General features: G+C 59.4%; 11 protein-coding genes. 1 reads left to right on the forward strand and 10 read right to left on the reverse strand.

Annotated features, from left to right (window positions below):
* Positions 1 to 122: 122 nt before the first annotated feature.
* The 5 genes from LAP85_09365 to LAP85_09385 all read right to left on the reverse strand — a co-directional run bounded on the left by LAP85_09365 (position 123) and on the right by LAP85_09385 (position 8,293).
* Positions 123 to 818, reverse strand: coding sequence for a lipid-binding SYLF domain-containing protein (locus tag LAP85_09365; protein ID MBZ5496599.1), 696 nt, complete (start codon positions 816 to 818; stop codon positions 123 to 125).
* Positions 819 to 1,084: 266 nt separating this feature from the next.
* The gene (locus LAP85_09370; protein ID MBZ5496600.1) at positions 1,085 to 2,380 is read right to left on the reverse strand and encodes a nucleotide sugar dehydrogenase; all 1,296 of its coding nucleotides are present in this window, start codon (positions 2,378 to 2,380) and stop codon (positions 1,085 to 1,087) included.
* A gap of 159 nt (positions 2,381 to 2,539) precedes the next feature.
* Positions 2,540 to 4,228: a M14 family metallopeptidase gene (locus tag LAP85_09375; GenBank protein MBZ5496601.1), complete on the reverse strand. Its 1,689-nt coding sequence runs from the start codon at positions 4,226 to 4,228 to the stop codon at positions 2,540 to 2,542.
* 326 nt (positions 4,229 to 4,554) lie between these two features.
* On the reverse strand, positions 4,555 to 4,929 hold the full coding sequence (locus tag LAP85_09380) for a hypothetical protein (protein ID MBZ5496602.1): 375 nt from the start codon (positions 4,927 to 4,929) through the stop codon (positions 4,555 to 4,557).
* Between the two features lie 304 nt (positions 4,930 to 5,233).
* The gene (locus tag LAP85_09385) at positions 5,234 to 8,293 is read right to left on the reverse strand and encodes a TonB-dependent receptor (protein MBZ5496603.1); all 3,060 of its coding nucleotides are present in this window, start codon (positions 8,291 to 8,293) and stop codon (positions 5,234 to 5,236) included.
* 351 nt (positions 8,294 to 8,644) lie between these two features.
* Here LAP85_09385 and LAP85_09390 point away from each other — a divergent pair, with 351 nt between their 5' ends.
* The gene (locus tag LAP85_09390; protein MBZ5496604.1) at positions 8,645 to 9,232 is read left to right on the forward strand and encodes a thymidine kinase; all 588 of its coding nucleotides are present in this window, start codon (positions 8,645 to 8,647) and stop codon (positions 9,230 to 9,232) included.
* A 3-nt stretch (positions 9,233 to 9,235) separates the two neighbouring features.
* Here LAP85_09390 and udk read toward each other — a convergent pair whose 3' ends face one another.
* From udk to cdd, 5 genes are all read right to left on the reverse strand, one after another.
* Positions 9,236 to 9,844, reverse strand: a complete 609-nt coding sequence (udk, locus tag LAP85_09395; protein ID MBZ5496605.1) for a uridine kinase — start codon at positions 9,842 to 9,844, stop codon at positions 9,236 to 9,238.
* Between the two features lie 22 nt (positions 9,845 to 9,866).
* Positions 9,867 to 10,730 (reverse strand): purine-nucleoside phosphorylase, encoded by an 864-nt coding sequence (locus LAP85_09400; GenBank protein MBZ5496606.1) that lies wholly within the window; start codon positions 10,728 to 10,730, stop codon positions 9,867 to 9,869.
* Between the two features lie 114 nt (positions 10,731 to 10,844).
* The gene (locus LAP85_09405; GenBank protein MBZ5496607.1) at positions 10,845 to 12,113 is read right to left on the reverse strand and encodes a NupC/NupG family nucleoside CNT transporter; all 1,269 of its coding nucleotides are present in this window, start codon (positions 12,111 to 12,113) and stop codon (positions 10,845 to 10,847) included.
* Positions 12,114 to 12,176: 63 nt separating this feature from the next.
* Complete coding sequence (locus LAP85_09410) at positions 12,177 to 13,487, reverse strand: thymidine phosphorylase (protein MBZ5496608.1); 1,311 nt, start codon at positions 13,485 to 13,487, stop codon at positions 12,177 to 12,179.
* A gap of 49 nt (positions 13,488 to 13,536) precedes the next feature.
* Positions 13,537 to 13,968: a cytidine deaminase gene (cdd, locus tag LAP85_09415; GenBank protein MBZ5496609.1), complete on the reverse strand. Its 432-nt coding sequence runs from the start codon at positions 13,966 to 13,968 to the stop codon at positions 13,537 to 13,539.
* Between the last annotated feature and the right edge of the window lie 177 nt (positions 13,969 to 14,145).

Here is a 14,145-nt window from a genome sequence, read left to right on the forward strand (position 1 = left end):
CGATGGCAAGACAGTCCTCAGAACAGAACCGCAGAAGAGAGGTTTTCCTAGTATTTCGTGATCCCTGGTCTTCGTTGCGGCCGCCGGGCAGCGCTATGGTTACGGCAGTGATCTTGTAGTGATTACTTGCCGCTTAGATTCTTCGGCGATTTCTTATTCAGCAGACCGACCAGAGCCATGCCGGCAGGAGGAGTCTTGACCGCGCCTTCCCGGACTATCTGGCGGGCGCTCAGTTCGCGGCCGTACAGGTTTTTGTTGGCATCGCCGTCGGAGCGCAGTGTCGAACCCTCCAGGGACACGCCGGCAAAGAGACCGCGAGCACGCGAATAAGAGAGGATCTCGGCTCTCATCACGATGTCAGTCGCGGCTGCCGCGGTGCGGCCTTTGGGACCGGCAGCGGCCGAGGCGTCTGCACCCAGCTTGACCTTGCTGCCCATGACCGATTCGGCTCCCTTCGGGTTCATGACCAACAGGAGAAAGTCGGTCGCCTGACCACCGAGCTGGAATCCTATGCTGCCGCCCTCCAGGGCAAACATCGCCGGCGCGCCCCAAGTCCCGGTGAAATCCTTTCCCGAACGGCAGACGATCGCACCGCGACCATAACTGCCGCCTATGCCAATGGCAACCTTCACAACGGATGGGAAGACGATTGCACATTCTGCCTTGTCGAGCAAATCTTGGGGGACGTCGTCCGGAATGTTGAGAATCTCCTTTAGGACGTCACCGCATTCCTGAAGCCGTTGCTGTTCCTTCTTCTGCGCCTGGACCGGCAGAGCCACCAATACCAGCAAGCCAATGGATCCCAGCAGCCTACGCATATTTTCTCCTCCCGAATTGGCAAGTGCGAAACCCTATCTTTCAAGTATAACCCTTCAGGCAGGCGTAAGATGCCAAAAAACCGAGACACGAAACGTTCGTAGGCAGCGCGCACGCAACCCGGACCTCCAGAGGCAGCGACTTGCAGGCGCAACTGCCTATGCTGAAACGTGCGGCGCGGCGTCCGGCGGAGGTGCTTGAAGCGCGGCCGGATCCGGCGCGTCCGTGATTATGGAGGTTTCTGCGGGTCGGTCGGATCGGGCTTGGCTTACAGGCGCCACAGCGTGACACCCTCAGGGATCTGGTCGCGGGGCAAGACCTTGCGAACGTCCGCGACCACGCCCTCCCCACCCTTGAGCAATCCCGTAACCAGTTTCCAGGGATTCGCCTTGAACTGGTCGTGCGACACCGCGAGGATGACCGCGTTTGCGGGTTTTAGTCCCTCCAGCGGCGACAGCTTGATGCCGTACTCATGCTCCGCCTCCTGCGGATACGCCAGGGGGTCATGAATCTGCACGTCGAAGCTGTAGGATTTCAGCGCATTGACGATGTCGATCACGCGCGTGTTGCGCAGGTCGCTGACGTTCTCCTTGAACGTGAAGCCGAGGATCGTCGCGAGCGGGCGGCTTCCATCAAAGCAGACTTTGCCGCGCGCGAGCGTACGTTTGACGACTTCCTTGGCCACAAAGACGCCCATTCCGTCATTAATCCGCCTGCCGGAGAGGATCACTTGCGGGATATAGCCGAGTTGCTCGGCCTTGTGCGTCAGATAGTAGGGATCAACTCCGATACAGTGCCCGCCGACCAGGCCGGGGGAGAATCTAAGGAAGTTCCACTTTGTTCCTGCCGCCTCGAGCACATCGTGCGTGTCAATACCCATGCGGTGAAAAATGATCGAGAGTTCGTTGATGAGGGCGATATTCAGGTCGCGCTGGGTGTTCTCGATTACCTTGGCGGCCTCGGCGACTCTGATCGAAGCCGCCTTATGTACACCCGCTGTTACAACCGAGGCGTACACCGATGCGACAATTTCGAGCGTCTCGGCGTCCTGGCCGGAGACCACTTTGAGAATCTTCGTAAAGGTGTGTTCATTGTCGCCTGGGTTGATCCGCTCAGGGGAGTACCCGATCTTGAATTCCTTGCCGCACTTGAAACGTGATGTCTTCTCCAGTATCGGCACGCAGACTTCCTCGGTAGCTCCGGGGTAGACTGTGGACTCGTAGACTACGATGGAGCCGGGACGCAGGTGGCGCCCCACAGTCTCGGAAGAACGGATGAGCGGTGTCAAATCCGGCCGCTTGGCCTCGTCCACGGGCGTGGGAACGGCAACGATGAAGAAATCAGCATCGCGCAACCGTGCGGGGTCAGTCGTATATTCCGCCTTATTCCCTTCAAAATCGCATTTGGAAACGTCGCCGTTGCGATCGTACCTGGCCTTCAGTTCTTCAACGCGCGCTTCGTTGATGTCGAAAGCGATGAGGTGTTCTTTCTTCCCAAAGGCTACCGCAATCGGAAGGCCGACGTACCCGAGGCCCACAATGGCCACTTTGCGATTATGACCCATGATTACTCCTCCTGTTCAAGATCAATCCTTCCGCTCCGTACACTCATCGGTATCGGGCGGGGTCAGGTGAGATCATATCCCTTCACTTGCCAGGGGGGCGTATCTGCAAAAATCAAAATCCTTACGCGATAGTGATTCTTGCAGATCCGATCCACTTTATCACTTGACCTCCTTGCGGTATTTGAAGATTGGGTAGACGACGGGATGCTGCTCGACCCCGAGCGATCGCATGTGATTGTCGAGGAGACCCCATCCGACGAAGCCGTCCATGGACTGCGGTTCCAGGTAGTAAAACGCCGCGTTAGCCATAGGCTGAGCCATATCAAGGAAGTAAGTTCCGGCCGGGAACTCCCTGGTGGCGGGACCGAAGAATCCGCCTTCGAGCGTCGTCATACTGCTTCCCCGGGGTTTGACCATCTTATCGACGACGAACTCCTCGCCGGTTGCTTTCATGGACTGAGCCAGCGTCTGGAGCCTGATGTTGTGGGTGCGGAGTTTGGCGACCAGATCCTGGAGTTCGGCCGGAATCAGATACCCGCGCGGCATCGGGGCATCCTTGGTTCCCACCGGCTTGGCAAGGTGCTCCACGTCATGAATGACTTCAGGCGGGCCGCTGGCAGATCCGGGTGCGGTGCCCCGCACGCTCGTGCCCGGCAGGAACACGGCGTCATTCGTTCGGTAGGCCAGGATGTCCACCTTGCCCCAGGATTCGTATTTGCCGGCGACCCAGTTTTTCAGCCCTCCCGAATCAGCCTGTGCACGCACCCTGGTGACGGTGTCTTCATCCGCATCTTTGCAGACCTTCTGCATCTCCTTGGCGTGCGCGTTAGTGAACTCCAGGAGGGACAGGACGTAGGCGTACTGAGCGTAAATGCGGCGCTCAAATGTGGGGTGCCCGGGGGTTTCGGTGATGATCGCCATACGGTTCCGCAGGCCGTAATCGTTGACGATGAACTTCGCCTCGACGCTCCAGATCGCGTTGTCATGGCTCCAGACCGTCGGCGGCCACTTGTTGTCGGCAAGGCAGTGAGTGAAGGTCTCGAGTCCGAAATCCCGCCTGACCGCTTCACGCACGGCAGGGAAGAGTGTGTCCCAAGTGTAGGCGCGCGGCGCCGGATGGGCGGCAGGCACTGTGCAGGTGGCGTATGTGTTGGCGTAGCCGTGATTCACACGCCCCATCAGGTGCAGATCGACGAGGAGCACCGGGTCCCACCGGTTGAGTACGTTTTGATACAAGCCGTTCGCCTCGATGCTCTCGAGCTTGACCGCGTCGCGATTGAGATCCAGCCCGGCGGCATTCGATCGCTGCCCGACGATATGAGGGGTGCCGTCCTGGGTGGCAAACGTATCAGTCCCGTCCATGTTGAAGATCGGCAGGATAATCACGATCTGGTTGTCGAGCAGGTGTTTCCGGCTGCCGAACAGAATATCGCGCATCACCAAGAGGAGCGCCTCCGTGCCTTCCGGTTCGGGAGGATGGATATTCCCCTGCAGAAACATTACCGGCTTGCCCGATTTCACGGCTTCTTGCGGCGAGGTACTGCGCGGATTGGCCAGCACGATCGCCGGGGCCACCTTGCGCAGGGCGGTCGTGAAAATGTTAAGTACGTAAACGTTCTCGCTGTTCCATTTCAGCGTGTCGACGAATTCCTGGAGATCCAGGGTCGAAGTCGTCCTGGTGTAATTGGTCTTCTCAGGAACGGTGAGGAATTTTGCGGGCCATTTCCCGTTCCAGCCCTTGGGGACCTCGTCGGCCCAGTAGATCTTCTGCTGCTGAGCCCCGACGGTTATCGATAACACCGCGACGAGCACAACCGCGGGCACAAGGGATCGGGTTCGCGGCATCATTCGATTTCCTCCAGGCGTGCAGGTGTCGAGTCTGGAAAACTCTCCAGGCTATGGCATCCGATGGATAGACCTCAGACCTGACCCTGTCTTACATGCAGACGCTCAACCGCCGGGCAAGAAAAATCTCATGAGGCGGAGCATGTAGATTCAGGCTGCCGGATCTTGGAACGGAAGACGACTTCTTCAGGGCACAAGCGTGCGCCTGCACCGGTTTCCACCATCTGCGTTTTCAGAGCGAATCCGGGTCCAAGCTTCGTGCAGAATCCGGGCCAAGCCGGAAAGCGGCATTCGCTTTGACTTGAGCCGTCCTCAGCATGGCACCGCGATCAAGCCGCGGGCTTGCTCTGCTTTTCCTTCCGCTTCTTGGCCCAGTAGGCCTTCATTCTCTCACTCTGGGCCTTGCGCGCTGCAGGGCTTACAGGGCCCTTTGCCGGCTTTGCTGAAGCCGGTCTTTTTGCAGCCTTGGTTTTGGTGCCCGTCTTCCTCTTTGCGGCCCAATAGGCCCTCATCTTCTCACTCTGGGCTTTCCGTTGGGCAGCGGTTCTCGCTTTGCGTCTCCCCGCGGCGGGTGCAGCGGTTGCGGGCCCCTTGGCCTTGACCCCGCCTTTTAACTGGGTCCGGATCCAATCGATTTCAGCTGCCACTGCGACTCTTCGTCCTTGGAGCGCCTCTATTGCGAGTTCCAGAATCCTCTTGTCCATAATCCCTTTCTGCGGAGTTGGGGGAAAGCCGGATGCTTGAACCGGCAAACTCCGCCACGGCAGTAGCCTACGACACTGGCTCGGGAATTTGCAAGTTGGAATCGCAGCAAATAGCGATCCCGCAGAGATGATATTTTTGGAAGACCGTTCAATGCAATGACTCCAGGACTGGAAGAAAGCGCAAACGCTCGACATTTTTGCAGTCTTAGAGTTTAGGCAGTTTGCAGGTGCTGAAACTGTTGCGATGGAAAGGCGGATCAGGAAGAGGGGCCGGGGACGATCTGCCCCCGGCCCCTTTGACCGTTTAGAAGAACAGACGCATGCTCACCTGGCAACGGCGGGCGTTGGTGCCGTCCGGGAAGCCCTGCGACTGGTTGCCGACGCCAAGGTTAGCCGTCGGCCTCAGTACGCCTAAGGTCGCTGTGTAGGCTTGGGTGTTGACGCCGGTGTTCGTAATGGTATTGGACAAGTTAAAGGCCTCGAACATCAGGTTCAACTTGACGCGTTCGTTAAACGGAAGTACGCGGGTCAGACGCGCGTCTGCGCGGTAATATTGGTCGACGTCCAGGCTGCTGACGGGCCAAAACGGCACTCGGTTCCAGCCGCCGGAACCATTCATGGTCGTGTAGGTCAAAAAGACGCCTGTGAACTGGGTCCCACTGACGTTGACGGTCGCTGTGGTGGGGTGTGCGGAGGCCAGAGTCGTAATTGCCGAAAACTGCCAGCCATTCACGAAGTAGCGGGCGAACGCTGAATTGCTCTGGGTGAACGTGGGTTGCCACATCAAGTTGATTACGGCACGATGGCGCTGGTCCAGGCTGGAACTGCCCCTGTCCGCCATGTAGTTGCCGGGTGTCGTGACGTTGTTGTAATTCCACCCGATGTTCCAGGAAGCGCCCTGCATATCGGCGTCATCGATCGCGTGCGACCACGTGTAGGAGAGGCTGCCGGTCAGCCCGTGCGACATGCGCTTGCGCAGCTGAACGGTCATGCCGTTATACCAGGATTGGCCGCCGTTCTCGACCTGCAGGATCTTACCGTACCGGGAATCGGCCTTATTCGCTGAGATGTAGACAGGTGTCGTGTATGTGCCCACCTGGCTGCCGCCGGCATCGTTGATGATGTAGGTCACCGTCGGACCCGGCTGCCCGAGGTTGACGTCGCGCTGCGTCCAGATGCCGACGCCGCGGCTCCAGATGTAACTTACCGTGAGTGCCAGATCTTGGCTGAGCTGGCGCTCAATCGCCACGGTCCCCTGCTGAGTATACGGATTGTGAAAGTCTGGCGAGGCGAATTGGAGGTTCACGGTCCCGGACGGCAATCCAGTAGTACCAGGAGGAAACACGTTCGGGAAAACCGGTGAGCCCGGAGTGGTAGTAGAGACATAGATGTTCGGCTGGAACGTGCCGTTGCCCAACAGAAGGCTTTCCAGGCCGTTTCCGTGGAAGCGCGCCCAGAAAAGCCCATAGCCGGCGCGGATCAGGGTTTTATCATTGATCATATAGGTCAGGCCGAAACGGGGCCCGAAGTTATTGGTCGGCGAGGGGATAATGCCCGTCTGCGGGTAGTTCGGATTTACCATCCACGGCTGCGGAATGTAGGTATGTTCGTAGCGCAGACCAAAGTTCATGGTGAGCCGCCGGCTGATCCTCCAGACATCCTGCGCATAAATGCCAATGTCGCTGGTACGGAAATTCTGGATGGGATTTCCGAATGTCTGCTGGAAGTTGGAATAACTCTTCGCGTTGGCCGTGTTGCCACTGAAATCTTTGGCGAAATTGGTCAGACTCGAGTAGCTGTAGCCGCCCAGGCCGCGGTAAAGCTGGTTAATGTAGTCCTGGTTAGTGGAGGTGTCAAAGCCGAACTTGGCAGAATGTGCGCCATGCGTCCAGCTGACGTTGTCTACAAACTGGAAGCGCAGCTCGCTGGGCAGAGTGCGCGGGTAGGCCTCGGCCGCGCCGATGGCTGTACCGTTCAGTGAGATGGAGAGGCCCCCTGTTTCTATGGGCCACAGATCCCCGGCACCGGGATCGGACAGGCGATCCTTGAAAAAGCCCACGCGGAATTCATTGAGGAGAGTCGGGCTGATAACGCTGATCCACGACGCTTTTCCATAGCGAGTCTCCACGGTGGAATTCCCGTTGCCGCCGAGGGCGTTGCCATTCGTGAGCACCGCCTGCGTCTGAATCCCGTGCGGCGACTTCCAGTGCATCGCGTTCATATCGAAACTGAAGGAGTTGCGCTCGGTGGGGCGCCAGTCGAACTTCAGAAATCCCATGGCGGAATCCACCGTTCGCGGAACCAATACGTCCATCTGCCGCTTGATGAAGGCGATCGCAGTAGCGCACTGCGCCGCAGTGGCAGTGCAAGACGCAGTGATGTTGTTGCCACCGGCATCTGTGAACGAGGTGTTGATGATGCGGTTGATGGCCGGGAAATTCCTCTTGACGATCTCGAAATTCCCGAAATAGAAGAGCTTGTCCGTCTTGATCGGACCGCCGATGCTGGCGCCGGCCTGGTGCCGCCACTCGGGCGGATTAAGGTTCCTGGGAGCATAGCGGTCCATCGCGTTCAGCGTGCGATTGCGGAAGTACCAGTAGGCAGTGCCGTGAACATCGTTGGTTCCACTGCGGGTGACGGTGTTGATGACCCCACCCATGGCACGGCCGAACTCAGCGGAGAAACCGTTGGAAAGCACCTGGAATTCCTGCACCGCATCCTGCGAGATCTGCGTCGTGATGCGGGTACGGCCGGCGTTTTCGTTGTAGTAGCCCTGGGTGGTGTCGTTGCCGTCGGTAAGGAACGAATTGCCGCCGGCGATGCCGCGGAAACTCACCAGGCCGAAGGTGCCGTCATCGGTTACCGCAGGCGTGATCAGCACGAAGGTGTCCGCGCGGCGGCCGTTGATCGGCAGGTTATCGATCTGCATTTTTTCGACTACCTGCGATACATCCATTTTGGAGGTTTCCACCAGCGGGGCTTCGCCGGTTACCACGACCTGAGTGGCGGTACCCGCCGGTTGCAGAGTCACCTTGAAATCGACCGTTTGGCCGACGAGGATTTCAAAGTCCTTGGCCTCCCACTTGTTAAAACCCGGCATGTTGACCGTCAGGCTGTAACCGGTGGATGGTACCAACGCCGGGGCCGAAAACACGCCCGCTTCAGTGGTTACCATGGTTCGCTGGATGCCCTTCGATGTGTTCGCTACCACAACCTGGGCTCCAGGAACGGTGGCGCCGCTCGAATCGCGCACCACCCCCGAGATTCCTCCCATGCCGGCTACCGCCTGGGCCCATGCGGAGCCGCTCAGTGCGATGCTCAAGATAATTACCAGAAGCAGGAGCTTGCTCTTTGAAACTTCCATGGTTCTTCTCCTTACATTTATGAAAAAGCGGCAGACATTCGTCTGCTTGCGTGAGCCTATCTCGCGGAAAAAAGAAATCTATCCGATGTGCGGGGGAGGGGTCAAATGAAATCCACGCAATAATTCGGCTCGGAGTTGGCCCAAGGCACCACCTATTTTCGGAGCCTGGCCCCGAGCGGTTCCCGACGATTTGGGATCCGGAAACGCGGCGTCGCATTTCCAGCTTGCTCCTCCATGCATACCCGCGATACAAATAGCCTCCTGAGGGCAGGCCAGTCCAGACTACCTCATCGTGGTGTTCTCCCGTCAGGCGGGATGGAGCCCCGTGGCATCAGCAATTGAGGGATGATTATGAACTTTGCCAAGGGAAATCTTGGTTGGATCGAAGTTGTTTGCGGACCAATGTTTAGCGGCAAGAGCGAGGAACTGATCCGCAGGTTGCGCCGCGCCGAGATCGCGCGCCAGCGGGTGCAGATTTTCAAGCCTGCGATCGATCAACGATATTCTGATAACCACATCGTCTCGCACAGCGAACTGAAGATCCGCTCGGCGAGCGTCAAGGACGTCACGGAGCTCGAGGCTGCCCTGGATCTGCGCACGGAAGTCATCGGCATCGACGAAGGCCAGTTCCTCGGCAATGAGCTGGTGGATCTGGTTGTGCGGCTGGCAGACCTGGGCAAACGCATCATCATTGCCGGCTTGGATACCGACTACCTTGGCCGTCCCTTTCACCCCATGCCGGAACTGCTGGCAGTTGCGGATGAAATCACCAAGACCCTCGCCATTTGCATGCAGTGCGGAAATCCAGCGAAGCACACCCAACGCCTCGTGGCCAGCGACGAGCTGATTGTGGTGGGCGCCGGGGGACTGTACGAGGCACGCTGCCGCCGCTGTTTCGAACCCAACCTGGGCAAAGCCAAAGCAAGTACTGAGCGCTGAGTGCTAAGTAGTCCGGCGGACGTGGGCCATCACCGCATCCACGGACTGCTGGATGGGGTTGTCTCCCGCGATTACGAGGTCCGCGAAGGCTTTGGTCGGGCGCACATGCAGCTCTGCCATGGGCTGGACGGTCTCGGCGAACTGACGGCGCACCGACTCAGGAGTGCGCCCTCGTTCGCGCACATCACGCACAATCCTGCGGTCGAGGCAGAGCTTATCCGGCAGATCCACGAACACCCTGGTGCCGAACAATGACCGTACATCCTGCCAATAAAGGACGAACAGCCCTTCCACGACAATAAACTTGCGCGGCTTTACGAGCTCCACATTCCTGGTTCGGGTGTGCGTGGCAAAGTCGTACACGGGACGCTCAATCTCTCTGCCGTTGCTCAGCGCCCGGACATGCCGCAGAAACAGGTCATGATCCAGCGCGCCCGGTTCGTCAAAGTTGAATTTGATCCGCTCTTCCAGGAGGCGATCGGAGAGGTCGACGTAATAGCAGTCGAGGGGCAGGATAGCCGCAGGCAGCTGTGCCGCCAGATTAGTGGAGAGCTCGGTTTTCCCTGCACAGGATGGGCCTGCCACCCCAATCAGATAAGCTCTGGCTGCCATTGGTTTGCATGCCGGCAAGGCACTATCCTCCCGTATTTCTCAGGTCGTCTGAAATATACGGAATCACGGCGCGGAGCAGAGACACGAACTGTCCCTTGATGCGCTCCCCGGTCTCCAGGACTTCTTCATGAGTGATCAACTGATTCGTGATTCCGGCCGCCATGTTGGTAACGCACGAGATCGCAAGAACCTTGATGTTCATATGGCGTGCCGCGATCACTTCGGCCACCGTGGACATGCCGACCACATCCGCGCCAATGGTGCGCAAATATCTGATCTCGGCCGGAGTCTCATAGCTGGGACCGGTCAGCGCGGCATACACGCCCTGGAACATGTCCAGATTGAGGCGCCTGCCTTCACGGAGCGCAATCTCCCGGTAATCCTTGCAGTAGGCGGTAGTCATGTCCACGAAGCGCACGCCCAGGCGCTCATCATTGGGGCCGATCAGCGGATTCGCCCCTTGCATATTGATGTGGTCCTGCAACACAACCAGACAGCCTGGCTTCAGCTCGCGAGAGACCCCGCCGGCGGCGTTGGTCAGGACGGCCGCCCGAACCCCCATGCGCCCGAACACGCGCATCGGGAAAACGACTTCTTTCGCCGAGTGGCCCTCGTAGAGATGCACGCGGCCCTGCATGACGGCGATCGGCACGTCGCCGACGTTTCCGATCACAAGCCGTCCGGTATGGCCCGCAGCGCTGGGCCGGGGGTAGTGGGGAATATCCCGGAATGGGATGGACACCGCCTCCTTCATGCCATCGGCGAACGCGCCCAGCCCGGAGCCCAGGACCAGGGCGATCTCGGGCCGCAGCTCGGTTTTGGAGAGCACAAACTGTGCCGCCCGCTCCGCACCGGCAAACTCGGAGTTTGTTCCGCCCTTGCCCATCAAAACCTCCATCGCCTCTCGGGAATGCTGCAGTGTGATGCCGCCGCCGGCATGACGACAGGGCGCCGGACGGCCTGTGCACTCCGAAGACTTCGGCGCAAATTCCCCTGATCTCTACGTCATCAGGATTCCCACGATCGAAGCCGACATCAGGTTGGCCATAGTTCCGGCCAGCATGGCGCGAAATCCAAGGCGTGCCAGTTGGTCGCGCTTATTGGGCGCCAGCGCTCCGATGCCGCCGATTTGAATCCCGATGGAACTGAAGTTAGCAAATCCGCACAGCGCGAATGTTGCAATCGTAAACGAGCGCGGGTCGAGGATGGTCTTCATCGGCCCGAGCTGGGAGAACGCCACGAGCTCGTTGATCACCATGCGCGTGCCCAGCAGGTTGCCGACATTGACGCAGTCCTTCCACGGCACGCCGATTACGAAGGCCACGGGCGCGAACAGGTGGCCGAAGATGGATTGCAGCGACACCGGGAACCAGGAGATACCGACCTTGGCGAGGCCGCTGTGAACACCGCCGAGAATGCCGTTCGTCAGTGCGATCAGCGCGAGAAACGAGACCAGCATGGCGCCCACGTTTAACGCCAGATGCAGGCCGTCGGTCGTGCCGCGCGAAATAGCTCCCAGCGTATTGGTATCCCTGGGCATCTCAACCGAGTCGACGTCCACCCCGGTCGCAGCGGCGGCCCCGGGAGCGCTCTTGGCCGCGGTCAGCGGGGTCTCGGTCTCCGGGACGAACATTTTGGCCAGCAGGATCGTGCCGGGCGCGGTCATGATGACGGCCGCAAGGAGGTGCTTGGCCTCGATACCATAGAGAATGTAGGCGCCCATGATGCCTCCGGAAACATGCGCCATGCCCGCCGTCATGATGGTCATCAACTCGGATTTCGTGCAGCTGGGCAGGAACGGACGAATCGAAAGCGGAGCCTCCGTCTGACCCATGAAGATGCTGGCGGCCACGTTGAGCGATTCGGCGCCACTGGCGCCCATCAGCCGCATCACCTTGGCGAATTGCCGGATCACGAATTGCATGATGCCGAAATGGTAGAGAACGGCAAAGAACGCGGAGATGAAGATGATCGTCGTCAGCACCTGAAAGGCGAAAACCATGCCGAATTTGCCGCCATTCTTGCCCAGTTCGCCGAATACAAACTCAGAACCGGCAAACGAGTAAGCCAGGAGTCTGTTGACGGCTTCACCGGCCATCTGGATCGCACCTCGGCCCGCTTCCAACCTGAGCACCAGCAGGGCAAAGGCGAATTGCAGGCCGAGTCCCCAAAGGACAGTCTTGACCCGGATGGCGCGCCGGTTGGTCGAGAAGGCATACGCGAGGCTCATCATCGTCAGGAGACCGACAAATCCCATAAGTCGGGCCATTCGTTTTTCCCCCTGTTCCGCGCCTGCCGTGAACCCAACGTGCGCAGCCGGGCCGGGTTGCGGTTATCCCCCGATAACCTGTCTCACGAGCGGCCGCGGCACATGCCTTGCGTCTTGTGTCACACGATAGGCCTGCTCCACCAAGGCGCGGGCTTCGGGCAGCCGCGCATCGGAGTTGTAATGCACCGTGAGCAGCGGTTCGCCCGCCGCAACCACGTCTCCAACTTTTTTGTGAAGCACCATACCGACCGCAGGATCGATCAAATCCTCTTTCTTTTCGCGGCCGCCGCCCAGCACGACGCCGGCAATACCCACCTGCTCGCAGGCGATTGCGGTAACCCGGCCGGCGCATGGACTGACCAGCTCCACCTTGTGCCGCGACTGCGGCAGTCGCTTGGGGTCGTCCAGCACCTCCGGATCGCCTCCTTGCAGCCTGATAATTTCGCGGAATTTTTCCAATCCCCGGCCGTTGGCGATTATTCCCCCGGCGAGGCGTTTGCCTTCATCCACGGTGACCGTCCGCTGACCCAGGTAGAGCATCCATCCGGCGAGCTCAAGGCACAGGGCGCGCAAATCGGCCGGACCGGAGCCGCGCAGAACGTCGATGCACTCGGCGACTTCGAGCGCGTTCCCGACCGCCTGCCCCAGCGGCTGATCCATGTCCGTTATCAGCGCGACCGTCTTCTTGCCCATGCGCCGGCCGGTTTCGACCATCAGTTCGGCGAGCGCCGCGGCGTCCTCGGTTTTCTTCATGAATGCGCCGGAACCGGTCTTGACGTCCAGCACGAGGGCATCAATACCTTCGGCCAGCTTCTTGCTCATGATCGAGGCGCAGATCAGATAAGGGCTGTCGACCGTGCCCGTCACGTCGCGCAACGCATACAGTTTTTTGTCGGCGGGAGCGATCTCCGGCGTCTGGCCTATCAGCACGCACCCGCATTTGCCCAGCACACGCTGGAAATCCGCCAGGGAGAGATTCACATTAAAGCCGGGGATGGATTCGAGCTTGTCCAGCGTTCCGCCCGTGTGGCCCAGACCGCGCCCACTAATCATGGGCACAAGCAGCCCGGCCGCAGCAACCACCGGCGCGATGACGAGCGAGGTTTTGTCGCCCACCCCTCCAGTCGAGTGCTTGTCCACTTTGCAGCCCGGCAGCGATGAAAGATCCAGGATTCTGCCGGAGCACAGCATGACCTCCGTGAGAGCTGCCAATTCGGCACGACTCATCCCGCGGAGAACGACGGCCATCAACCATGCGGAAATCTGATAGTCGGGAATTTCATCGCGGGTGTAACCCGAAACCAGGAAGTTGATCTCTTCTCGGGTCAGCTCGGCCCCGTCGCGCTTTTTCCGGATTATGTCTACAGGACGCATTTTGAAAATCCCATAAGTCGGCACAGACTCGCCGTACCGATGTCCCGGATCAGAACACAAACCCGAAGGGCAGGAGTTCGGAGGCCCGAATCTCCTGCACTCCGTTCTGTCCCTGGAACAGCACGGTCGCGTCGGGTCCCATTTCAAATATCACCTGGCGGCACGCCCCACACGGCGCACATGGCCCCTCGGGTCGGCTCCAGACGGCGATGGCCCGGATGCGCATCTTGCTGCCCTCGGCAGCCACCGCAGAGAAAATCGCGGTCCGCTCGGCGCAATTGGTCAGCCCATAGGAGGCGTTCTCGACATTGCATCCGGAAAAGATAGCCCCGTTTTCCGTAAGCAACGCGGCGCCGACTTTGAATTTGGAATAGGGAGCATAGGCGCGTGCCAAAGCTGCTTTTGCCGCGCTGAGAAGGACTTCCCGCTGCTCGGCCGAGAGTCGGGGATGTCGAGGATCGGCTGATTGGTTTCCGGCCACCGTAATCTCCTGGGTTAATACAGCGCAGGCTGAAATGCCGGCGCGTTCATCCTTCGCCGCATGCAGTTTGCCGCGGGGCAAAGAGGCATTAGAAGTGAGAAACCATGGCGCGTCAAGTGGCAAGTGGATTGAACTTCCTTAAACGAGGATCCCGGACACGTGTGATGAGGAGAGGCC

This window comes from Terriglobia bacterium (assembly GCA_020072565.1).
In the GTDB taxonomy this organism is placed as follows: Bacteria; Acidobacteriota; UBA6911; order UBA6911; family UBA6911; genus JAFNAG01.

Coding starts and splice junctions, on each gene's coding strand:
- LAP85_09365 (MBZ5496599.1), bottom strand. CDS start 818: ATGCGTAGGCTGCTGGGATCCATTGGCTTGCTGGTATTGGTGGCTCTG.
- LAP85_09370 (MBZ5496600.1), bottom strand. CDS start 2,380: ATGGGTCATAATCGCAAAGTGGCCATTGTGGGCCTCGGGTACGTCGGC.
- LAP85_09375 (MBZ5496601.1), bottom strand. CDS start 4,228: ATGATGCCGCGAACCCGATCCCTTGTGCCCGCGGTTGTGCTCGTCGCG.
- LAP85_09380 (MBZ5496602.1), bottom strand. CDS start 4,929: ATGGACAAGAGGATTCTGGAACTCGCAATAGAGGCGCTCCAAGGACGA.
- LAP85_09385 (MBZ5496603.1), bottom strand. CDS start 8,293: ATGGAAGTTTCAAAGAGCAAGCTCCTGCTTCTGGTAATTATCTTGAGC.
- LAP85_09390 (MBZ5496604.1), top strand. CDS start 8,645: ATGAACTTTGCCAAGGGAAATCTTGGTTGGATCGAAGTTGTTTGCGGA.
- udk (MBZ5496605.1), bottom strand. CDS start 9,844: ATGGCAGCCAGAGCTTATCTGATTGGGGTGGCAGGCCCATCCTGTGCA.
- LAP85_09400 (MBZ5496606.1), bottom strand. CDS start 10,730: ATGGGCAAGGGCGGAACAAACTCCGAGTTTGCCGGTGCGGAGCGGGCG.
- LAP85_09405 (MBZ5496607.1), bottom strand. CDS start 12,113: ATGGCCCGACTTATGGGATTTGTCGGTCTCCTGACGATGATGAGCCTC.
- LAP85_09410 (MBZ5496608.1), bottom strand. CDS start 13,487: ATGCGTCCTGTAGACATAATCCGGAAAAAGCGCGACGGGGCCGAGCTG.